Genomic DNA, 21,825 nt, shown 5'->3' with positions numbered 1-21,825 from the left:
ATTTTATTATTATATGAATCGAGCTGTATCGCTTTTATTTATAAATTTTTCGTGATATAGTATAAAATATAAATAAATTTATTGATATAAGAAATGGAGGCTTTTATGGCAGACTTGAAATTTTTAGAAGAAATCACTATGGCTAAAGGGATTTCCGGCTTTGAAAAAGAAGCAACACGTGTAATGAAAAAATATTTAGAAGATTGTACAGATGAAATTGTTTATGACAATATCGGAAGTATTATCGGCATCAAAAAGGGAACAACGGATTTAAAAGTAGCAATGACCGGTCATATCGATGAAATCGGTTTTGTGGTTAAAGAAATTACCGATGCCGGATATATCAAAGTTCATCCAATCGGTGGCTGGATGGGACAAAATATCCCTGCCCATACTTGCAATATCACCACTCGTGACGGTAAAGAAATCGTGGGTGTTTTCGGATCTATCCCACCTCATGGGAAAGGACCTGAGGCTCGTGACAAAGTAACGGCTCCGGGAGATTCATTCTTGGATATTGGGGTAGCCAATAAAGAAGAAGTAACGGCATTGGGAATTCGTATCGGAGATCCAATTACACCTCGTTCAGAATTTTTGCCGTTAGCGAATCCAAAATATTTAATGGCAAAAGCTTGGGACGACCGTGTAGGAGCCGCTATTGCGACAGATGTTTTAAGAGCTTTAAAAGGAGTAGAAACATCTGCGAATATTTATGCTTGCGGAACCGTACAGGAAGAAGTAGGGCTAAGAGGAGCTAAAACAGTAGGACAAATGATTCAGCCGGATGTTGCTTTTGCGATTGACGTATGTTTTTCTAAAGATCTTCCTGATGGGGAAAAGAGTGACGTTAAATTAGGATGCGGTGTCACATTAGGAGTATTAGACGGAAGCGTCATTGCACATACCGGATTATTAAAAGAAATGGAAAAAATTTGTGAAGAATTAAATGTTAGCTACGCATTGGATGTACTTCCATTTGGGGGAACAGATTCAGGTGAACTGCATAAAGTAGGGGCTGGGGTAGTGAACATGACATTATCTATTCCTTCACGTTACATGCATTCACATCGTACCATCATTCATGAAGATGATTATGATGCGACTGTAAAAGTATTAGCGGAGTTCTGTAAACGTTTGACACCGGAATTATTAGAAGAAATCAAAGCAGATAAAAGATAGATCCGAAAGGGTCTTCTTTTTTGTTTCTTAAGATATTTTTAAAGTTTTCGACAATTTCACACAGTTTAAAAATAATTTCCTGTTAATTTCTTTATACGATATGAGTGAAAAAAATAAGAAAGTTTGCTACTATTATATATATTCGCTATAATAGGGGTACACTTAAATAGGAGGTAAATTATGACAAACAAAAATATCTTTAAATACCTATTAGCAATGATCGTTATTGCTTTGATTGCTTCTAATATCTATTTATTTACGACAGTTAAGAGTCTGCAAAATAATAAAAACAACAACAATACGCAAAATACCAATACGACTGTCCAAAATGTAGTGAGTGATATTAAAACAAATGCAGTGGATGCCGTAGAAGCGGTAAAAGACAGCGTAGTGGGAATTCAGGTGTATTCTAATTCTCAGTTAGCGGGAAGCGGAAGCGGTGTGATTTATGAAGTGAACGGAAATGAGGCATATATCATTACCAATCATCATGTGATCAGTGGAGCCAGCCAGATTGAAGTCGTTTTCAGTAACGGAGAATCTGCTGAAGCAACTTTGGTAGGAAGTGACCAATACAGTGATATTGCTTTATTAAAATTAACCAGTGATGTTGAAATGAAGGCGATTAAAGTTGGCGATTCTTCTTTACTTGATCCGGGAGAAACAGTGTTGGCAGTAGGGTCTCCATTGGGAATCCAATATTCCGGAACAGTTACTCAAGGGGTTGTCTCAACAAACAGCCGCAGTGTTTCCGTAGATTTAAACGGTGATGGGGTTGAGGACTGGGAAATGTCCGTTATTCAAACCGATGCAGCGATTAATCCGGGAAACAGTGGTGGTGCTTTAGTGAATCTTGCCGGAGAATTAGTGGGAATCACTTCTATGAAATTATCGGATACTTCTGTTGAGGGGATGGGATTTGCCTTACCGATTAACCAAGTAATCCAAGATATCGAACAAATCAAAGCTACCGGAAAGATTGCCAGACCGGTATTAGGAATCTCAGGATTATCCATCAGTGATCTTACTAGCTATGAACTAAGAATGTATAAGATCAATACAACAGCGAGTGATGGGGTTTATGTAGCCAGTGTATCCGATGGTTCAGCTGCCAGCAAAGGCGGAATCCAAACCGGAGATGTCATTACATCATTCGATGGTCAGGAAATCACAACTTATAAGAGTTTCGTGAAAGCCTTATATGCAAAACAGCCGGGCGATACGGTTGAAGTCATCGTTAACCGCGGTGGTAAGAGCGTTACATTAAGTGTCACATTAGGTGAACAAAGTGAAAGGTCGTAGAAATTACGACTTTTTATTTTGCGGAAATATAGTATAATGGAGACGGTGATAAAATGAAAAAAATAAATAAGACGCATTTATCGGTGGCAGTTCTATTATTAGCCGTGCTGTTATTTCCACTGATTACACAATATAAAAACTTTGTATTCCATACATATGAGACAAAGGTCTATCAAAAGTCAGTCTATTATGGACGCGATGATAGTGCCTCTGTCGATTATTACAGTTTAGTCGAAAATGAAAAGGGCTACCAGTTGGGCAAAGCGAAAGTCGTTATCAAAGATGAAACCTTTATACATGAGGGTGATGAAATCGAAATGACGTCGTTGGTGGATGATCATTCTTTTGATCATGTCTTAGAAAAAGAAGATTTGTATCATTACGATTTGGATTTAATCACAGGTAAGTTTTTGGCGTCCGTCAGGCAATTGACCTTGGAAATTAAAAATAAAACGACCGGACAAACGCTATCCATTCCGTTAAATCCATCAGAATTAAATGTTTATACAGGTCAAAATAAAGATTTTACGGTAAAAGAATTGTATGTCTATAAAAACAGGATTCAATTAGGCAGCATCAATTGTGCCAATATCGAGCAATGGAAAAAAGAATACGAGAATGTCCGTATTGAGTATCGTTATAAAAAACCGGAATCAACGAATAATGATCAATATGTGGTGTTCTATAAACAAGTGGGAACTTTAGATGAGATGTTTAATCATTATTCAACGGACCGTATCGATGTGAAGATGCCGGAAGATATCCTGCTTCAAAATTTAGATTTAAGTATCGTGATTGTATTAGAGGGAGAAAACGATCTTGCCTTCAGTATTAATTTAAGTAAAGTAAATGAGGTGAAATCATGAAAGATCTCCAATATATCTTAAAAAATATCGGCATTGGTTTAGCGGTCGTATCCTTGGCCTTTATTATTGATTTAGCCGGATATTATCGTGTTGACTTTATGAACAGTGCTCGTCGTTTATTTACCGGGGATATCTATTCTTTGACTTATTATGGAGTGCTGGTTTTATTTGTTATTGTCTTATGGGAGCTTTGGAATACGCTAAATGATGCAATGGAAGAAAAACAGCGTTTTATTGCTTTTTGGATTTGTTTTATATTAGTGATAATAGGTTATTTCCTGCCGGTTTTTGGATTGTTTAAACTGATAGGAATCTTCTTTTTAGTTGCAGTGATGCTGCATATTGCTTATCAGCAGTATTTATTAAAGAAAAAATAAGCACTGACATGTGCTTATTTTAATAATGAAGAAAGTACATTACAAAGGTTTGCCTGCCCTGAAGCATCTAATGTGTTATAATAATCTTCGAATAAAACACCTAAACCGGGAAGAACAGCTTCATCCGGAGAATGGATGCTATCATTGATGACACTTTTCAGTTCATTGGCAGAAGCGTTTTTTAAACGATGATGGACTGCTTCACGAATATCCATGATACGTCACTCCTTTCTTACGTAGTATGAACATATAAATAAGGAAATAATCATATGGAAATAAAAAAAACATTATGGATAGAGAACGAAGAAATCGAATACTTCATCCATTATAAAAAGATTAAAAATGTGTATTTAAGAATTGATAACGGGAAGATAAAAATCAGTGCTCCTTTTTATTGTCCTTTGCCCATTATCGAACAGTTTTTGAGGGACCGGTTTAAATTGATCAAAAATAAGATCCAAAACTATCGGCCCGATGTTGTTTATCAGGATGGCGGCTATGTTTATTTTTTAGGTAAACGCTATTTGCTTATTTTACGAGATATGAATGTGCCAAAAGTCGTCATCAAAGGGGATCGCTTCATTGTGTATTCGAAAAATATCAAAACAGTACTGGACTCCTATTTACAGGACTATTTATATCATTATATTAAAACGATGATCGATTATTATTGTCAAAAAGAACCGCGTTTCCCTGTACCGACCATCGAATTAAAGAAAACCAAACGACGCTATGGCGCGTGTTTTTATCAGCGAAATAAAGTATCTTTTAATCCTATTTTAGTGCATAAGGATAAACGCTTTATTGATTATGTCATTGTCCATGAACTTTGTCATTTTATTCATCCCAATCATTCTCCGGCTTTTTATGCGGAAATTGAAAAGTGGATTCCGGATTATAAAATTATTATGAAAGAAGGCGAACAATATGAAAATAACCTCAGTCAATAACCCCAAAATTAAAGAAATCATGAAATTAAAAAAGAAAAAGTATCGTGATCAGCAGCAGCGCTATCTTGTAGAGGGGGAACATCTGGTAGAAGAAGCCTTGAAAGCTGGTGTTGCAGAAACCATTTTAGCCTTGTCTCCGGTAGAACATGCATCTGTAGATGTCATAGAAGTAAGTGATGACATTATCAGTCGTCTTTCCTCGGTCGAAACACCGCAGCCGATTATTGCAGTATGTAAAATGCAAGGGGACAATAGCTTAATGAAAGAAGGAAAGCGCTATTTATTATTAGATGATCTTCAAGACCCGGGAAATATTGGCACATTGGTGAGAACAGCGGTAGCCTTTGGTTATGATCAGGTAATCTTAGGATTAAACAGCGTGGATTTGTATAATGATAAGTTTATTCGTGCTTCGCAGGGCGGCATTTTTTATATCCACTGTATCAAGCAAGATTTAAAAACTGTAATCTCACAATTACAAAACGATGGGGTTAGCGTGTATGGCACCAGCTTGTTAAATGGCAAGGCGATTCAGGAAGTCAACTTTCAGGAACGTCTGGCTATCTTATTAGGCAATGAAGGCAATGGTGTCAGTGAAGACTTGTTGTCACTGACCGATCAGAATATTTATATCCCGATTGTAAATGCCGAATCATTGAATGTTGCGATAGCCGGTGGGATTTTGATGTATCATTATTCAAAGTAAGGTTTAAAACGGTCATCAGCGGTCAAACTTTAATGGATTATAAAAAAAGATTCTTGTTTTTATCGGGAATTTTGCTATAATGGGAAATATAAAAACGAAGATAAGGATTAGTAAATATAGGAATTGTCTAAGAGAGGGAAACATTGCTGAGAGTTTCCTACAAGGAATATATTGAATTCACCTTGGAGTGCGACCAATCCTCGCCGTTACACGACGTTACCGTGAATTAAGGGCATGATCATTTTTTTGATTATGAATTAGGATGGTACCGCGATCATAGAGTCGTTCCTATTTAGGAATGACTTTTTTATTTGTAAAGGAGAATGCATATGAATGAATTATTAAAAATCAAAGAAGATGCTTTAAGTCAAATTGAAGCATGTCCTGACTTAAAAGTGCTGAATGATTTAAGAGTCCATTTTCTTGGGAAAAAAGGGCCGATCCAAGAGGCGATGAAATCAATGAAAACAATGGCGCCGGAAGAACGTGCGGCATTTGGACAGGTATCTAATGAAGTGAAGCAAGCCATCACCGCTGCAATCGATGAAGCAAAAGTAAAATTAGAAGCTGCGGCAATCAATCAAAAATTAGCAGAAGAAGTGATTGATATTACGCTGCCATCTTTCCATGTTCATGAAGGAACGAAACATCCTTTAACGATGATTGAGGAAGAAATGGAAGAGTTGTTTTTAGGAATGGGATATCAGATTGCCGAAGGACCCGAAGTAGAATTGGACCATTTCAACTTCGAGTTGCTAAACTTGCCTAAAGATCATCCCGCACGTGATATGCAGGATACATTCTATATTGATGAAAATACGGTCATGAGAACTCATACTTCACCGGTACAAGCGCGTACCTTGCTATCAGCAAAAGGGAAAGGACCGATCAAAATCATTTGTCCGGGCAAAACATATCGTAAAGACGATGATGATGCCACCCATTCTCATCAGTTTACTCAATGTGAAGGATTGGTGATTGATGAAAATATTACTATGGCAGACCTTAAAGGAACACTGCAGGTTTTTGCAGATAAAATCTTTGGCGAAGGAAGAGAAATCCGTTTCCGTCCTTCATTCTTCCCATTTACGGAACCTTCAGTAGAAGTAGATATTTCTTGTTTCAGCTGCGGAGGAAAAGGATGTTCAATATGTAAACAGACCGGTTGGATCGAAATATTAGGAGCCGGGATGGTCAATCCTAAAGTATTAGATATGTGTGGTTTTGATTCAAAAAAATACCAAGGCTTCGCCTTTGGGATTGGACTTGAGCGTGTCGCAATGCTGAAATATGGGATTGATGATATTCGCCATTTCTATAGTTCTGATTTACGTTTCTTAAATCAATTTAATAGAAAGGACTCTTAATATGAAAGTAAGTTTAAATGTATTAAATCAATATGTACAAGTAAAAGACATTGAACCTTCCAAATTAGCAGATTTAGTTACCGCTGCCGGATTTGAAGTAGAAGGCATTGAAAAATTAGCCTATGGGACAGATCTTGTGATCGGTTATGTCAAGGAATGCATTATGCATCCGGATTCTGATCATTTACATGTTTGTCAGGTAGAGGTGGCTCCCGGAGTTGTCAATCAAATTGTGTGTGGGGCACCTAATGTAGCGGCTGGACAAAAAGTAATGGTCGCTTTGCCGGGATGTGAATTAGCCGGGGGATTAAAGATCAAAGAATCTACGATTCGCGGTCAAGCGTCTAACGGAATGATCTGTTCATTAAGTGAGATTGGAATTGATGCTCGTTTCCAAAGTGAAGAACAAAAAGCTGGAATTGAAATTTTAGATGAAAATGCGCCAATCGGAGAAGAGGCACTGTCTTATCTGGGATTGGATGATGATATTTTAGATATTTCTTTAACACCAAATCGTGCAGACTGTATGTCATTGATTGCTTTTGCCTATGAGGTGGGAGCCGTTTTAAAACGTGAAGTGACATTGCCTAAAGCTAAAGTCAAAACTGTTGGTAAAGGGGATATCCAAGTTGCAACAGAAACAGAAAAATGCCCATATTTCGGAGCAAAATTAGTAAAAGGGGTTAAAACACATGAGTCGCCACAATGGCTGAAAACAGCATTGATGGCAAGCGGCATCAAGCCGATTAATAATGTTGTGGATATTTCCAACTATGTGATGTTGGAAACCGGTCAGCCGATCCACATGTATGATTATGATAAGATGAAAGAAAAGAAATTTATCGTAAAAACGGGATTAGATCATCAAGCTACTTTACTGGATGGGCAAAAATACCAGTTAGAAAAAGAAGACGTGATCGTTTGTGTCGATGGAGATGTGGGTTGTATTGCCGGAATCATGGGATCAGATTCAACAAAGATCGAAGATGACAGTACAAATATTGTCATTGAAGTGGCAACGTTCAATGGAGCCAGCTTAAGAAAGACAGCACGTCGTTTAAATTTATTAACAGATGCGTCACAGCGTTTTATTAAAAATGCGATTGATACCGCAAGCAGTCTTCATACTTTAGATCGCGTTGCCGAATTGTTAGTGGAACTTTCAGAAGCAAGTGAAGTTTATGACAGTGTAGAAACAGGAGTGAAACCTGAACCTATCCAAGTCAGCTTACGTGAAAATCGTGCGAACGAGTTGTTAGGAACAGCGATTACCACTAAAGAAATTGCGGATATTTTTGATAGTTTAAAATTTGATTATACACGAACTGATGGAAAATTTATTGTGAATGTACCGACTCATCGTCATGATATTACCTTAGAAGCGGATTTAGTAGAGGAAGTGGCACGTTTATATGGTTATGATCATATTCCGTCAACACTGCCGGTAATGGCATCTACGACCGGAGTGCGTACACCGGTTCAGCAAAGAAAAATGCTGATCAAAAACTTATTATCTGATCTTGGATTGCAGGAAGTAGTTACGTACACCTTGGTTTCACCGGCTATTGTCGAAGACTTCAATTATTTCCATAAAGATGAAAATGTCTGCTTGATGTCACCTTTAGGAGAGGAAAGAAGCGTGACCCGTAAATCTGTTATGCCAAGTTTGCTTCAGGCTGTAAACTATAATCAGTCACGTTCAAATAAAGATGTCAATATTTTTGAAATCAGCAATACGTATTCAAAAGACTGTGAAGTATGTACGTTAGGCATTGCTTGCAGCGGTACTTATTTAGTCAATAAATGGCAAAAGATAAGCAAAGAAGCGGATTTCTATTTGGTGAAAGGGTTTGTGGAAGCGATTTTCAAGAAATTGGGGATTGAAGAATCCCGTTATATCTTACAACGTGTTGAAAGCGATCATCCATACTTACACCCAGGACGCAGCGGATATTTATATATCAATAAGCAGCTAGTCGGATATATCGGACAGGTACATCCAACAATGGCGAAAAAATATGATATTGCCGATACGTTTGTGGCAGAATTAAACTTGAATGTGATTGCGGAATTAAAAACGAAGAAATTAAAATATGAAGCAGTGCCGCAATACCCAAGTGTGTCTCGTGATATTGCTTTAGTCGTAGACGTTAAAGAAGAAGCCTATGCGATGATTCGTACTATAAAACGTGCAAGCAAGCGTTTAGTAAAAGAAGCGGTCATTTTTGATGTTTACCAAGGGGAACATATCGAAGAAGGTAAAAAATCGATTGCAATCAATCTCGTTTTCCAAGATCCTGCAAAAACATTGGGAGAAGCAGAGATCAATGATTGTTTAACAAATATTTTAACGGCTTTGCAGAAAGAACATCAGGCGATTTTAAGAGGTTAAAATAAGAAGACATACTTTATTGTGTGTCTTTTTGTGTTATACTAAGAAAAAGAGAGATAAAAAGGAGTCACATATGAATAAGAAAAAAACACTATTTGCACTAGGGGCATTTGCCGGTGTCAGCATCACTTATTTTTCATTATGTCAGCGCTTGTATAATAATGTATTAAAAGGACACAACAAGCCGGCAAAAACAAAAGATGAAACAGATTACAGTGTCCTTGATTCGAGACGTCAGGCAGGAGAAGAGTGGGCGAAAACGACCGAGCATGCTTTTGTTTATATTTCCAGTTTTGATCATTTAAAACTAGCCGGATATCAGTTTTTAAATCCCGGCAGTGATAAATGGGTAATCATCGTTCACGGATATCAAAGCGAAGCAAAGTATGTCTATCAAAACGGGAAAGAATTTTATGACAGAGGGTTTAACGTATTAATTGTGGACTGTCGCGGTCATGGGCGCAGTGAAGGGGACTATATCGGAATGGGCTGGCATGATCGTCTGGATATCGTGAAATGGATCGAACATATTTTATTGCGCTATCCATCAGCTCAAATCGTATTATATGGAATCAGCATGGGAGCCGCAACTGTCATGATGACAACCGGTGAGGATTTACCTAGCAATGTGGTATGTGCGATTGAAGACTGCGGCTATTCAAATCTCTATGATGTTTTTGCGGATCAGATTAAAAAACTTTATCATTTGCCGCCGATTAGTGTTTTAGCGGGAATTGATTGTGTGATGCGCAGCAAAGCAGGCTATTCGATCGGTGAAGTAGATACGATCAAACAATTACGCAAGTCCAAAACACCAACGTTGTTTATCCATGGACAGGAAGATGATTTTGTTCCTTTTACTATGGTGTTTGAAAACTACAATGCCTGTGTTGCCCCTAAAGAAATCATTACGGCATCCGGAGCAGGTCATGCTTTAAGTCAAATGAAACCTTATTATTATTTAAAAGTATTTGAATTTATTGATCATTACATAAAATAAAGATCTGTTAACGCGGATTATCCTTTCTAATCGTATAGGGATGATGTACTGCGTACAGATCTTTTTCTTTAAATTCTTAAAAAGACAAATTATAAGAAATGTAAAGGCTTAAAAAAGAAAGATTAGATAGTTACTTATTTAAAGTTCATGGTATAATAAAACAAAGGAGGGGTGTAAGATGAATTTTGTGTTTATTTCACCTCAATTTCCAAAAAACTATTGGCACTTTTGTGATCGGTTAAAACGACGTGGTGTCAATGTGTTGGCGATCGGGGATACGCCTTATGATGCATTAGGGGATCAACTGATTCAATCTGTCACAGAATATTATCGTGTGGATGATATGGAAGATGAAAAGCAAATGATTAAGGCAATGGGGTATTTTATTCATCAATACGGAAAGATTGACTGGCTGGAATCAAATAATGAATACTGGTTGGAAATGGATGCTCGATTACGTACTGCATTTAATATTACGACCGGAATGCAGATACAGCATATCAACGAGTTTAAACTAAAATCAGAGATGAAGCACTACTATGAAAAAGCAGGGGTAAAAAGTGCACGTTATCATTTAGTTGCCACATTAGAAGAAGGAAAGACATTTATTAAAGAAGTTGGATATCCGGTGATTGTAAAACCTAATAATGGGGTAGGGGCAGCAAAAACCTACCGACTTGATGACGATCGGGCATTAGCGGATTTCTATGCTCATTTGCCGGATGTTCCGTATATTATGGAAGAATTTGTTGATGGGACGATTATTTCTTATGATGGAATTGCCAATTCAAAAAGAGAAGTGCTATTTGAAACGAGCCATGTGTTTCCTCAGCCAATCATGAATATCGTCAATGAACAACAAGATTTAGCGTACTATTCATTGCGCGATATTCCTGAGGACGTTAAAAGTGCAGGACGTAAAGTGGTGGCTGCCTTCGATAGTCAAAGACGTTTCTTTCATTGTGAATTTTTCCGATTAAACGAAGATAAAATAGGATTAGGAAAAAAAGGTGAAATTATTGGCTTGGAAGTAAATATGCGTCCGCCTGGGGGCTATACAACAGATATGATGAATTATGCCAATAATATTGATGTTTATTCGATCTATGCAGATATGGTATTAAATGATGAAAGTCATTTTGACCGCTCATCACGTCCTTATTACTGTGTTTATGCCAGTCAGCGAGATACGAAAGAGTATCAGCATTATTATCAAGAAATCATGGATCGATATTATCGTCATATGGTGATGTGTGAAAGAATGCCGGATATTCTTTCCGGAGCAATGGGAAATCAAATGTTTACCGCTCGTTTTGAAACTTTGGCGGAGGTTGAAGAATTTATTCACTTTATTCACGAGCAGAAAGGAGCTTAAATGGATACACACTATTATAAAGAATACAGTCCCTGTCTGCAAAGGCAGATGGAGTTTAAAGTCTACGGTTATGCCGGACAGCCGTTATTGGTTTTTCCGGCTCAGGATGGTCATTTCTTTGATTTTGAAAACTTTGGTATGATCGCGACTATACAGGATAAAATCGATCGTGGTATCGTTCAGGTTTTCTGCTGTGACAGCATTGATAAAGAAACATGGAGCAATCAAAGCGGTGATCCGGCTCATCGGATCTATATGCATGAACAATGGTATTATTATATCTGTCATGAATTAGTACCAAGGATTCGTCAAATCAACCGTTCAAGCAAACGGATTATTACGGTTGGCTGTTCGATGGGAGCGAGTCATGCGGTTAATTTCATGCTGCGTCGTCCTGATTTATTCTTAGGAACCATCGCAATGAGCGGTTATTATGATTCCGATATTTTCTTTCAGGACTTCTGCGATGAACACGTTTATGATAATACACCGGTTTATTATTTAATGGGAATGCCGATCGATCATCCTTATGTTGAACAGTATCGTCATTGCAAGATTATCATCAGTTGCGGTCAAGGTGCTTGGGAAGATGAAATGCTTAGAAGTACCTATCAGCTAAGAGACTTGCTGTATGCGAAAAAAATTCCGGCTTGGATCGATATCTGGGGAAAAGATGTCAATCATGATTGGCCTTGGTGGCAGAAACAATTCCCATACTTTTTAGAAGAAATATTAAAATAAAGACAAAGCAAATTTGCTTTGTCTTTTTGTAAAGAAAAAGTCCCGTTGTCGGGACTAATTATGATTTTAAATAACGATCAAGAATGGCTTGCTTAGCTTTCATTTCAAAAGTATCGTCCAAAGGTGAAAACTCAACCTCACCATATTTTAAATTTAAAGCACTCAATAGAATTTCGTCGCATAGTTCCGGATTTTTAGAAAACAGGGGGCCATGCAAATAAGTCCCAATTGTGTTTTTGTATCGGCACCCTTCTTGCTGATCATCTCCGTTATTGCCAAAACCGTATTTAACTGTTCCCAAAGGGGTTAAGCCGTTGATATGGGTTTTACCGGAATGGTTTTCAAATCCCACATAATAATGATCTTGATCTTGGATGATCAAGTTGTTGATGGCACGGTGATCGCCTTTTTCGGTATAAATATCTAAAACATCGAGACCTTCTAGTTTTTCGTCGTTGGCAGACATATAATATTTTCCAAGCAGCTGATAGCCGCCGCAAATCGCGATCAAAACTTTACCATCTTCAACATATTGTTTGATGGCATCACGTTTATTTTCTTTTAGATCGGCAGAGACAATGCTTTGTTCAAAATCCTGTCCGCCGCCAAAAAAGACGATGTCATAAAGATCGGGTTCGAACGGATCATTTATAGTGATGTTGTGGACGATGACTTCGATTCCTCTTTTTTTAGCACGATGCTTCATGATTAATATATTTCCGATATCGCCATAGGAATTGAGCAGATCGGGATAAAGATGACAAATATGTAGTTCCATAATTACCTCCAATAATCCTTGATGTAGCCGGCATTTTCTAAATATTTACGATATTCCAGCATTGCCGTATAGGTAAGTGTGGCGTAAACGTGGGGTGTAGGAGCAGCCAGCACAGCTTTAGTAATGGCTTCATAATCCTCGTAAACGTTAAGATGATCACTTTTACCCGTCGCTATCTTTAAACGTACCGCCATGTCATAGGCACGAATGCCGCCGATGATATATTCTTTGATAGGCAGTTTGGCTAAGTTTTCTAAATGAACATCGTAGATCCATGAAACATCGGTTCCATCCGCGTAACGGTCATTTAGCATAAATAAGCAGGTAAATGGTTCCTGATCTAAAGCAATCGTATCGATTGTCTGATTGAAGCCGGCAGGATTTTTCACAAGGAAAATAGTCATTTTTTTATCTTCCAATTGAATGACTTCCTGACGTCCAAAACGAGATTCCTGATTTTCTAAGACATCTTTAATAATCGTGTGATCGATGGCTAAAGCTTCACCAATACTGTAGGCACATAAAGCATTATAAATATTATACAGTCCTGCTTGGGAAATGGTATATTCTTCTTTGTTGATGATCACTTTTGAACCATAGGGCTTCATCTCTAAAATAGCCTCAACGGCATCATCTAAAGCTGGACGTTCGTAGCCACAGTTAGGGCAGTGATATTTCCCTAGATGATTGTAAGTGACAAAATCATAATCATAAGGATGCTTGCACACAATACAGTGTTTGGCATCCGTGTTCATTTCAATTTGCTGATCTTGATCATAGGATACATTAAATCCATAGTAACGTTTAGGGTTAGGGCAGTCTAAATGTCCTAATAGCGGTTCATCCCCATTTAAAATTAAAAGGGTATCTTGATGATAGGCAACGCCTTTCATAATTTTTTCTAAAGTTGTGTATACTTCTCCGTAACGATCCAGCTGATCACGAAAAAGATTGGTGATGCAAATAATATCCGGTTTGACATAACGACAGATCAAAGGAACATTGGCCTCATCAATTTCGATGATAGCTGTTTTTTCTTCTTTTTTAAAGAAACGGTAGTGATCAATGAATGAAGTAATGATCCCCCATTCCATATTGGCACCACTGATATTACTAAAAGCAGGGACTTTTGTCTTGTCTGCCATATGATACACCATGCTGGTGGTCGTAGTTTTTCCATTGGTTCCGGTAATCAACACGATTTTTACACGTTTAGAAACATGACGCATGATATCCGGGCAGATTTTACTGGCAATCTTTCCCGGTAAACTGGTTCCCTTTTTAAATCCTTTTTTCAAAATGAACGAAGCACTTTTACTAGCGAGGATGGCTAGGGTCGATTGAATCATATATTGCTCACTCCTTTTAATGGTTCCATTATAGTATTTTGAAACGGATTTGAAAAGATAAATGTCATATTAAATCCGAATTGGTTTTCCTTTGTATTCTTTTTCGATGAAAGCTAAGCGTTTTTTTAATGGTAAAGCACAAGCATATAGTTTCGTTGCTTTTAATTCCAAATCGAGCAAAGGACTTTGACAGGATGAAAAATTACTGATGATCGGAATCGGCGTTTTCTTTTTTATTTGATTCAGATAGCCCTGCCCTGCCGCCGTCATTCCTAAGACACGAATATAATCGATGGGATAAAGTCCTTTGGGCTGATTGATTAATATAGATAGAATCGTTCTTTGAATCCGAGCTTGCGTATAACGTTTGGAAGTCAGAGATGAAATAAAATCTTCCATCGATGTGGCAGTCATTATTTTTTTAGTCATCAGCTTATCAATGCCTTCATCTACTAAATGATATTGATCTAAATGGGGATTAGAAATCAGCTCATAATATAAAAGATCATAAAAATCTTCAAGCAGGATAGGATTTTTTTCTAGTTCTTTTGCCATTGGGGTTGTTTGACTAATATCAGTATGGTCTTTTAAGGCTTGACGAATACTGGTTGCCGAACTGATTTTTCCATTGAGTGAAACAGAATGAAAATCATTGGTACGAGCAATCGAGACAGGTTGGATCGGATAATGTTGTTGAATGATTTCCTTGATATAGCTAAACGCTAATAAATCATTCGGCAAACGGATTTCCTTATTTAATAAAACAGAGAGTGCCTGATTGCAGGCAGTGGGATAGCGTTCCCCCTGATTCATGGCTTCTTTCACTAATTGATCATACGAATCTTGCTGATGGGTGATGGTCTGAGCAATCTGACAGAGTTCATCGGCATTATTGGATTCACTCCCATAAACAAGCGTATCAATACCCAAAGCATTTAATAATGTTAAAGCACCGCTGGCGAAGTAGTCCGCGCTTTGAGTCGCATAATTAAAAGGCAATTCAATTACGAGATCAACGCCATATTCTAAAGCGAAACGGGTACGAGTCCATTTATCGATCACGCTGGGTTCCCCTCTTTGTGTAAAGTGTCCTGACATAACGGCGATCAAAACATCACAGTTTGTTTTTGAACGGGCTTGTTGTAAATGATAGATGTGACCGTTATGGAATGGATTGTACTCTACAATGACTCCTGTAACTGACATAGAAAACCTCCTTAGAAATAGATATATGTTTACTTTATCATACAATTTATCTAAAATCACCCTAAAAAATGTGTGGATTTTATAAACAATCAAACATTTTTAAAGAAATTAAAGAAAAATAGGGCGTTTAGGCAAAATTAAAAAATGAAACTCTGTTGTTCCGAGTGAATTAAGAAAAATAACACAAAAAAAGCTTAAAATCCCATAATTGAATGTGAAAATCATAAATTTTATTCTTCCTAACAAAAATAATTGTTTCGATATATACTAATTTTAACAAAAAATATCGCTACTTTATATAAAAAATCTAAATTTAGACCATCAAAAAAGAAAAGTGTCATAAAAAAGTTGTTGACAATTGTATACATTCCGATTAAACTAGAAGCATGAACCAGGTGCTGCCGGTTCAAGTTTAAAAAATTTATAAGGGGGATTTATAATGAAGAAATTACTCTCATCATTATTAGTCGCAGCAATGGCGCTAACTTTAGCTGGCTGTGGCGGTAAAGGCGATTCTTCAGGTTTGACAACTTATCATGATTATGAGTTGACAAGACAAGAAATTGAAAACTTCAACTTGTTAACATCAGCTCAATCAAAAGACTTAAATGTCTTGACAAACTGTGTCGATGGGTTAGTTGAACATGACAAAGATGGTAACATTATTGCGTCATTGGCGGAAAAATGGGAACCAAATGATGACAAAACTGTATGGACATTCCATTTAAGAGATGGTCTTCAATGGATTAACAACAGTGGTGAAAAAGTAGCTGATTTAACAGCAGAAGATTTCGTTACTGCATTAAAATACATTTTAACAGCAGATAACCAATCTAACAACACTTCAATGCCAATGGAAATGGTAAAAGGAGCGGCTGAATACTATGAAGCATCTTTAGCCGGTACAGCTACTGATGAATTATGGGAACAAGTAGGAGTCAAAGCATTGGATGACAAAACTGTTGAATATACAATGGTTGCGCCAAAACCTTACTTTGATACAGCAACAACTTATGCTGCATTCTATCCTGCACCAACTGAATTCTTAAAAGAAAAAGGGACTTCTTACGGTACTGGAATTGATACAATTCTTTACTGTGGTGGTTATTATTTAACTAGCTTTGAAAGCGGAGCAAATAAAACTTACAAAAAGAACCCAACTTACTGGGATACAAAAAATATTCCTTTCGATGAAGTTACTGTAGTAATGTTAGAATCTCAAGACAGAGCATTTGATATGTTCGAAGCCGGAGAATTAGATCGTGCATTATTAACTCAGGAACAAATCGTGACTCAAAACAAAGCAAACGATGAACGTTTAGTAGAAACAAGAGTAGGACAGCACGTTTACTCATTGTATTTCAACTATACATTAGATGCTTCTCAAGATGGTTCAGCAGATTGGAATAAAGCTGTAACTAACGAAAACTTCAGAAAAGCTTGGTACTATGGTATGGACTTTACTGAAATCGTTAAGTTCACAAATCCATATAGCTACGAATCAATGATGTCAAATGTATACTCACCTGAAACTTTATCTAAAAACTCTAAAGGGGTTGACTATACAGATATCGGTGATTTAGCTGCCTATAACCCAGATAAATCACAAGCTCGTTTAGACGAAGCTAAATTTAAACAAGCAAAAGAAACTGCAATGACTGAATTATCTTCTCAAGGTGTAACATTCCCGGTTAAAGTATACTTAGCTTACCAATCAGGAAGTAAAACAGAAGAAGATAAATTCCAAATCTCTAAAAAAGCTTATGAAGATAGTTTAGGAACTGACTTTGTACAAGTTATCGGTCAACCTTACATCAAATCTTCAGTAAGTGAAGTTTACAACAAAAACTTACAATCTATCATGGTAGGTGGATGGGGAGCTGACTACGGTGATCCATACAACTTCGTATATCAGTTATCATCTGAACCAGGAAACTACATGAATGTTAAATATTCTCATTTCACAGATGAAACTTATAACAAAATGGTAGATGAAGCAAACGAGATTACAGAATTAGATGCTCGTTACGAAGCTTTCGCTAAATGTGAAGCTTACGCTTTAGAACATGCCTTAATCGTTCCAGGATTTGTAAACGGTGTTGAATGGCAAGTTACTAAAGTTAATGATTACTCAAAACCATACGCTAAATATGGTATTGCCAATAGAAAAATGAAATATTGGGAAACAAAAGCAGAAGCCTATACTGCAGATGAATATAAAACATTAGCTGAGAAAGCTGCTAAAGCTAACTAAGGATAAAGACGTTTATCAATGGTTAAATATTCGATTAAAAGATTGTTACAATCACTTGTAACAGTCTTTATCATTATTACTGTTGTCTTCTTATTATTACGTTTGATGCCGCCTACTGGGTATTTCGCAGATGACGAATTATTAAAGATGACACCAGAGCAAATTAACACTCAGCTAAAAATGATGGGATTATTAGATAATCCATTCGTTCAATTATTCAGATTTTATGGGCAAATTTTAACATTTAATTTTGGGCTTTCAATGAAGCTTTCAAAAAATAAACCAGTGACGTCAATTATTGGATCAAAATTTCCAGTATCTTTAGCATTCGGCGTTGTTTCACTGATTATCAGTATTATTCTTGGAGTATTATTAGGAGTTCAGCAGGCACGTAAAAAAGGGAAATTCTCTGATGCGGCCGGAACAGTGTACACAATCTTTGTAAACTCTGTACCGCCACTTGTGACTTATGCCTTGATTTTGGCATTCGGAACACGTGTACTGGGACTACCGTCTCTTTATAAAAAAGGAAATTTAATTTCCGCAATCTTACCGGTTATCTCAATGTCTTTAGGTTCAATCGCAGGATATGCGTTGTGGACAAGACGTTACATGGTAGATGAATTAAACAAAGACTATATTAAATTAGCAAGAGCAAAAGGTCTTCCATACTCAACCATCATGACAAAACATGTATTGAGAAATGCGTTTGTACCTTTAGCACAGTATTTACCGGCTTCATTCTTATTGACAATCGGTGGATCACTGTTAGTTGAAAGATATTATTCAATTCCTGGGATGGGATCATTATTAGTTGATGCAATTCAAAAGCAAGATAACACAGTTGTACAGACTTGTGTGCTTCTATACTCTATTTTAGGGATCGTAGGGGTATTCTTAGGAGATATCTTGATGATGATCATTGACCCGAGAATTTCATTAGATTCAAAAGGAGGTACACGTTAATGGAAGAAACGAATTTAACTGAAAAAGAGTTATTTACATTAGTAGAGTATTCTCCTGAAGACGCAGAAAAAACTGGATATTCTGATTATTCTTATTGGAAATCAGTATTTGCAACATTCTTAAAAAATAAAGTGGCTGTAACTTTATTGGTTCTGTTTATTGCTGTTGTTATTTTTTCTTTCGTCGCTTTAAGTATTGCCAAATTTGATTACAATATGGCACCAAATACACCGGATATGTTATTAACACCAAACTCTACATATTGGTTTGGGACTGATTCTATCGGGCGCGATATGTGGTCTCGTGTATGGTATTCTTCACAGGTATCATTGAAATTGGCTGGTATCGTTGCTTTAGGTGAATGTTTGATTGGGGTTATTATCGGATGTTTATGGGGATATATTAGAAAATTAGATCGTTTCTTTACTGAACTTTACAACATCATTGCGAACGTTCCTCAAATCATTTATTTAACATTGATTGCTTTTATCGTTGGTCAAGGGTTCTGGTCATTAGCTATGGCGTTGATCTTTACCGGTTGGCTGGCCATGGCACGTAATGTCAGAAACTTGGTTTTGATGTATCGTGACCGCGAATATAACTTAGCATCAAGATGTTTAGGAACACCTTTAAGACGTATTTTAACGAAGAACTTAGTTCCTTATTTAGTAAGTGTGGTTATTTTGAGATTAGCATTATCTATTCCAAATACAATCTCACTTGAATCCACTTTATCTTACTTGGGATTAGGATTACCGCTTGATATACCATCACTGGGTATTTTACTGCGTGATGCACGTACGGTATTCTTAAATTTCCCTCACTTATTAATCTTTCCAGCATTGATCGTATCGTTGATTACCATTACTTTCTATTTGATTGGTAATGCGTTCTCAGATGCATCAGATCCAAGAAATCACGTATAGGAGGTAAAATCATGGAAGAAAGAAAACCAATCTTATCTGCCCAAGATATTGAGATCGAGTTCACATTACGTGGCAGAAAACTAAAACCTATTCGTAAATGTTCGTTGGATCTTTATGAAGGGGAAACCCTAGCAATCGTTGGTGAATCAGGTTCAGGTAAATCTGTATTCACAAAATCATTCATCGGAATGTTAGATAACAACGGGGGAATTAAAAGCGGGTCAATCATGTTTGAAGGGGTTGACATCGCTAAATATACAAAAGAAGCAGATTGGCTGAAGATTCGTGGTAAGAAAATCGCAATGGTTTTCCAAGATCCGATGACATCATTGAACCCACTTAAAGTAATTGGGGAACAAATTCGTGAAGTTATTGAACTGCACCAAGGAATTAAAGGCGAAGAATCAAAAGAACTAGCGATTCAAATGCTTGAAAAAGTAGGGATCACCGATCCTAGAAATCGTTATAATCAATACCCACATCAATTCTCAGGTGGGATGAGACAACGTGTTGTTATTGCAATCGCAGCAGCATGTTATCCACAAATTCTGATTTGTGACGAACCGACAACGGCTTTAGACGTAACGATCCAAGCACAAATTTTGGACTTGATCAGAAACTTACAAAAAGAAATGGGCATGACTGTTATTTATATTACCCATGACTTAGGGGTAGTAGCAAACGTTGCTGACCGTGTAGCTGTTATGTATGCCGGAGAAATCGTTGAAGTTGGAAAAGTAGAAGAAATTTTCTATGATGCACAACATCCATATACTTGGGCGTTATTATCATCATTACCACAATTAGGGGTAAAAGGTGAGCCTTTAGCAACCATCGATGGGACACCGCCAAACCTTTACAATGAAATTAAGGGAGATGCTTTTGCACCACGTAACCGTCATGCTTTAAAAATCGACTTTATTGAAAATCCACCTTATTTTAATGTCACAGAGACACATAAAGCAAAAACTTGGTTATTGGACCCAAGAGCGCCGAAAGTGGAACATCCACATGCAATTCAGAAGTTAAGAGCTAGACTTAAAAGGGAGGGTAATCAGTAATGGCAGAAAAAGAAAAATTAATTGAAGTCAAAGACCTACAGATTACTTTCAGAGTTGGTAAAAAAGACTTCGTTGCTGTTGATGATGTAAATTTTGATATTTATCGTGGAGAAACATTCTCATTGGTAGGAGAATCAGGATCAGGGAAAACGACGATCGGTCGTGCCATTGTTCGTATTAATCCAACCAGCAAAGGAGAAATCCTATTTAACGGTAAACAAATTAACGGAAAAATTTCAAAAGAATTAGACCGTGAAGTCATTCAAAAATGTCAGATGATCTTCCAAGATCCAATGGCATCATTAAATGAAAGAGCGAAAGTGGATTATATCATTTCAGAAGGGCTGATCAACTTCCACTTATACAAAGATGAAAAAGATCGTGCTGCAAAAGTGCAGAACGCTTTAAAAGAAGTAGGACTTTTACCAGAGTTCGCTTCTCGTTTCCCACATGAATTCTCTGGTGGACAGAGACAACGTATTGGGATTGCCAGAGCGTTGATTATGGAACCGGAATTTGTCGTAGCCGATGAACCGATTTCAGCGTTGGATGTTTCTATCCGTGCACAGGTCTTAAACTTATTGAATAACTTAAAACAGAAACGTGGCTTGACTTATTTGTTCATTGCCCATGACTTATCTGTTGTTCGTTTCATTTCAGATCGTATTGCGGTTATCCATAAAGGACGTATTGTGGAATTGGCAGAGACGGAAGAATTATTCCATCATCCGCTGCATCCATATACAAAAGCGTTGCTTTCTGCGGTGCCGACACCAGATCCGGAAATTGAAAAACAAAAGAAATTAATTGTATATGATCCATCTATTCATGATTATTCAGTGGATAAACCTAAATGGGTGGAAATCTTGCCAGGACATTTCGTTTATGCAAATGATAAAGAAGTGGCAGAATACAAAGAACAAATCAAAGACTAAGGTTCGCTTAGTCTTTTTTTGTGCCAAAAATATCGAAATGCCAGAAAGGAAAGCGAATACGTTTTTATTCTGTCGAAAAATATATACATGTATGA

General features: G+C 37.1%; 20 protein-coding genes and 1 other annotated feature. Of the genes, 16 read left to right on the top strand and 4 right to left on the bottom strand.

All coding sequences use genetic code 11. The features are described from left to right. Positions 1–105: 105 nt before the first annotated feature. The 4 genes from BN1225_RS05250 to BN1225_RS05235 all read left to right on the top strand — a co-directional run bounded on the left by BN1225_RS05250 (position 106) and on the right by BN1225_RS05235 (position 3,724). Positions 106–1,179 (top strand): M42 family metallopeptidase, encoded by a 1,074-nt coding sequence (locus BN1225_RS05250; RefSeq protein ID WP_052466360.1) that lies wholly within the window; start codon positions 106–108, stop codon positions 1,177–1,179. Between the two features lie 180 nt (positions 1,180–1,359). Continuing rightward, on the top strand, positions 1,360–2,481 hold the full coding sequence (locus BN1225_RS05245) for a S1C family serine protease (RefSeq protein WP_041138746.1): 1,122 nt from the start codon (positions 1,360–1,362) through the stop codon (positions 2,479–2,481). Between the two features lie 53 nt (positions 2,482–2,534). Further along, on the top strand, positions 2,535–3,347 hold the full coding sequence (locus BN1225_RS05240; protein WP_041138745.1) for a hypothetical protein: 813 nt from the start codon (positions 2,535–2,537) through the stop codon (positions 3,345–3,347). Next, positions 3,344–3,724, top strand: a complete 381-nt coding sequence (locus tag BN1225_RS05235) for a hypothetical protein (RefSeq protein WP_041138744.1) — start codon at positions 3,344–3,346, stop codon at positions 3,722–3,724. Before BN1225_RS05240 ends, BN1225_RS05235 begins: the two co-directional genes overlap by 4 nt. Before the next feature lie 14 nt (positions 3,725–3,738). Here the strand turns inward: BN1225_RS05235 and sspI are convergent, their stop codons facing one another. Next, positions 3,739–3,939, bottom strand: coding sequence for a small acid-soluble spore protein SspI (sspI, locus tag BN1225_RS05230; RefSeq protein WP_041138743.1), 201 nt, complete (start codon positions 3,937–3,939; stop codon positions 3,739–3,741). Positions 3,940–3,993: 54 nt separating this feature from the next. On the opposite strand from sspI, the gene BN1225_RS05225 reads away from it, so the two are divergent. The 7 genes from BN1225_RS05225 to BN1225_RS05195 all read left to right on the top strand — a co-directional run bounded on the left by BN1225_RS05225 (position 3,994) and on the right by BN1225_RS05195 (position 12,255). Continuing rightward, on the top strand, positions 3,994–4,674 hold the full coding sequence (locus BN1225_RS05225; protein WP_041138742.1) for a M48 family metallopeptidase: 681 nt from the start codon (positions 3,994–3,996) through the stop codon (positions 4,672–4,674). Next, positions 4,652–5,380, top strand: coding sequence for a TrmH family RNA methyltransferase (locus BN1225_RS05220; protein ID WP_041138741.1), 729 nt, complete (start codon positions 4,652–4,654; stop codon positions 5,378–5,380). Before BN1225_RS05225 ends, BN1225_RS05220 begins: the two co-directional genes overlap by 23 nt. Before the next feature lie 88 nt (positions 5,381–5,468). Beyond that, positions 5,469–5,673, top strand: a binding site (T-box leader). A 36-nt stretch (positions 5,674–5,709) separates the two neighbouring features. Continuing rightward, complete coding sequence (gene pheS, locus BN1225_RS05215) at positions 5,710–6,747, top strand: phenylalanine--tRNA ligase subunit alpha (RefSeq protein ID WP_041138740.1); 1,038 nt, start codon at positions 5,710–5,712, stop codon at positions 6,745–6,747. 1 nt (position 6,748) lies between these two features. Then, positions 6,749–9,139 (top strand): phenylalanine--tRNA ligase subunit beta, encoded by a 2,391-nt coding sequence (gene pheT / locus BN1225_RS05210; RefSeq protein WP_041138739.1) that lies wholly within the window; start codon positions 6,749–6,751, stop codon positions 9,137–9,139. Positions 9,140–9,212: 73 nt separating this feature from the next. Next, a complete protein-coding gene (locus BN1225_RS05205; protein WP_041138738.1) occupies positions 9,213–10,139 on the top strand; it encodes an alpha/beta hydrolase in 927 nt (308 codons plus the stop codon). 178 nt (positions 10,140–10,317) lie between these two features. After that, on the top strand, positions 10,318–11,514 hold the full coding sequence (locus BN1225_RS05200; RefSeq protein WP_041138737.1) for an ATP-grasp domain-containing protein: 1,197 nt from the start codon (positions 10,318–10,320) through the stop codon (positions 11,512–11,514). Beyond that, the gene (locus BN1225_RS05195; protein WP_041138736.1) at positions 11,515–12,255 is read left to right on the top strand and encodes an esterase family protein; all 741 of its coding nucleotides are present in this window, start codon (positions 11,515–11,517) and stop codon (positions 12,253–12,255) included. It abuts the gene before it with no gap. Between the two features lie 58 nt (positions 12,256–12,313). Here the strand turns inward: BN1225_RS05195 and BN1225_RS05190 are convergent, their stop codons facing one another. From BN1225_RS05190 to BN1225_RS05180, 3 genes are all read right to left on the bottom strand, one after another. Then, positions 12,314–13,033 (bottom strand): type 1 glutamine amidotransferase, encoded by a 720-nt coding sequence (locus BN1225_RS05190; RefSeq protein WP_041138735.1) that lies wholly within the window; start codon positions 13,031–13,033, stop codon positions 12,314–12,316. Between the two features lie 2 nt (positions 13,034–13,035). Beyond that, positions 13,036–14,382 (bottom strand): MurT ligase domain-containing protein, encoded by a 1,347-nt coding sequence (locus tag BN1225_RS05185; RefSeq protein ID WP_041138734.1) that lies wholly within the window; start codon positions 14,380–14,382, stop codon positions 13,036–13,038. Positions 14,383–14,451: 69 nt separating this feature from the next. Continuing rightward, complete coding sequence (locus tag BN1225_RS05180; protein WP_041138733.1) at positions 14,452–15,588, bottom strand: nucleotidyltransferase; 1,137 nt, start codon at positions 15,586–15,588, stop codon at positions 14,452–14,454. A 439-nt stretch (positions 15,589–16,027) separates the two neighbouring features. Here BN1225_RS05180 and BN1225_RS05175 point away from each other — a divergent pair, with 439 nt between their 5' ends. The 5 genes from BN1225_RS05175 to BN1225_RS05155 are packed head-to-tail and all read left to right on the top strand — an operon-like array spanning position 16,028 to position 21,730. Next, positions 16,028–17,842, top strand: coding sequence for a peptide ABC transporter substrate-binding protein (locus BN1225_RS05175; RefSeq protein ID WP_041138732.1), 1,815 nt, complete (start codon positions 16,028–16,030; stop codon positions 17,840–17,842). Between the two features lie 18 nt (positions 17,843–17,860). After that, positions 17,861–18,808 carry an ABC transporter permease gene (locus tag BN1225_RS05170; protein WP_041138731.1) on the top strand — a complete coding sequence of 316 codons (948 nt, stop codon included), beginning with the start codon at positions 17,861–17,863 and terminating at the stop codon, positions 18,806–18,808. Beyond that, positions 18,808–19,734 (top strand): ABC transporter permease, encoded by a 927-nt coding sequence (locus BN1225_RS05165; RefSeq protein WP_041138730.1) that lies wholly within the window; start codon positions 18,808–18,810, stop codon positions 19,732–19,734. The genes BN1225_RS05170 and BN1225_RS05165 overlap by 1 nt, the downstream gene beginning before the upstream one ends. An 11-nt stretch (positions 19,735–19,745) precedes the next feature. Continuing rightward, positions 19,746–20,795, top strand: coding sequence for an ABC transporter ATP-binding protein (locus tag BN1225_RS05160; RefSeq protein ID WP_041138729.1), 1,050 nt, complete (start codon positions 19,746–19,748; stop codon positions 20,793–20,795). Beyond that, complete coding sequence (locus tag BN1225_RS05155) at positions 20,795–21,730, top strand: ATP-binding cassette domain-containing protein (protein WP_041138728.1); 936 nt, start codon at positions 20,795–20,797, stop codon at positions 21,728–21,730. Before BN1225_RS05160 ends, BN1225_RS05155 begins: the two co-directional genes overlap by 1 nt. Positions 21,731–21,825: the final 95 nt, after the last annotated feature.

It is taken from the genome of Beduini massiliensis, from assembly GCF_000829905.1.
GTDB classification, from domain to species: Bacteria; Bacillota_I; Bacilli_A; order Erysipelotrichales; family Coprobacillaceae; genus Beduini; species Beduini massiliensis.
The sequence above is the reverse complement of the archived record's forward strand: the minus strand, read 5'-3'. Positions and strand labels throughout refer to the sequence as shown.

Bases quoted from the DNA above. Each gene is read 5' to 3' on its own strand.
- BN1225_RS05250 (WP_052466360.1), top strand. From the start codon at position 106: ATGGCAGACTTGAAATTTTTAGAAGAAATCACTATGGCTAAAGGGATT.
- BN1225_RS05245 (WP_041138746.1), top strand. From the start codon at position 1,360: ATGACAAACAAAAATATCTTTAAATACCTATTAGCAATGATCGTTATT.
- BN1225_RS05240 (WP_041138745.1), top strand. From the start codon at position 2,535: ATGAAAAAAATAAATAAGACGCATTTATCGGTGGCAGTTCTATTATTA.
- BN1225_RS05235 (WP_041138744.1), top strand. From the start codon at position 3,344: ATGAAAGATCTCCAATATATCTTAAAAAATATCGGCATTGGTTTAGCG.
- sspI (WP_041138743.1), bottom strand. From the start codon at position 3,939: ATGGATATTCGTGAAGCAGTCCATCATCGTTTAAAAAACGCTTCTGCC.
- BN1225_RS05225 (WP_041138742.1), top strand. From the start codon at position 3,994: ATGGAAATAAAAAAAACATTATGGATAGAGAACGAAGAAATCGAATAC.
- BN1225_RS05220 (WP_041138741.1), top strand. From the start codon at position 4,652: ATGAAAATAACCTCAGTCAATAACCCCAAAATTAAAGAAATCATGAAA.
- pheS (WP_041138740.1), top strand. From the start codon at position 5,710: ATGAATGAATTATTAAAAATCAAAGAAGATGCTTTAAGTCAAATTGAA.
- pheT (WP_041138739.1), top strand. From the start codon at position 6,749: ATGAAAGTAAGTTTAAATGTATTAAATCAATATGTACAAGTAAAAGAC.
- BN1225_RS05205 (WP_041138738.1), top strand. From the start codon at position 9,213: ATGAATAAGAAAAAAACACTATTTGCACTAGGGGCATTTGCCGGTGTC.
- BN1225_RS05200 (WP_041138737.1), top strand. From the start codon at position 10,318: ATGAATTTTGTGTTTATTTCACCTCAATTTCCAAAAAACTATTGGCAC.
- BN1225_RS05195 (WP_041138736.1), top strand. From the start codon at position 11,515: ATGGATACACACTATTATAAAGAATACAGTCCCTGTCTGCAAAGGCAG.
- BN1225_RS05190 (WP_041138735.1), bottom strand. From the start codon at position 13,033: ATGGAACTACATATTTGTCATCTTTATCCCGATCTGCTCAATTCCTAT.
- BN1225_RS05185 (WP_041138734.1), bottom strand. From the start codon at position 14,382: ATGATTCAATCGACCCTAGCCATCCTCGCTAGTAAAAGTGCTTCGTTC.
- BN1225_RS05180 (WP_041138733.1), bottom strand. From the start codon at position 15,588: ATGTCAGTTACAGGAGTCATTGTAGAGTACAATCCATTCCATAACGGT.
- BN1225_RS05175 (WP_041138732.1), top strand. From the start codon at position 16,028: ATGAAGAAATTACTCTCATCATTATTAGTCGCAGCAATGGCGCTAACT.
- BN1225_RS05170 (WP_041138731.1), top strand. From the start codon at position 17,861: ATGGTTAAATATTCGATTAAAAGATTGTTACAATCACTTGTAACAGTC.
- BN1225_RS05165 (WP_041138730.1), top strand. From the start codon at position 18,808: ATGGAAGAAACGAATTTAACTGAAAAAGAGTTATTTACATTAGTAGAG.
- BN1225_RS05160 (WP_041138729.1), top strand. From the start codon at position 19,746: ATGGAAGAAAGAAAACCAATCTTATCTGCCCAAGATATTGAGATCGAG.
- BN1225_RS05155 (WP_041138728.1), top strand. From the start codon at position 20,795: ATGGCAGAAAAAGAAAAATTAATTGAAGTCAAAGACCTACAGATTACT.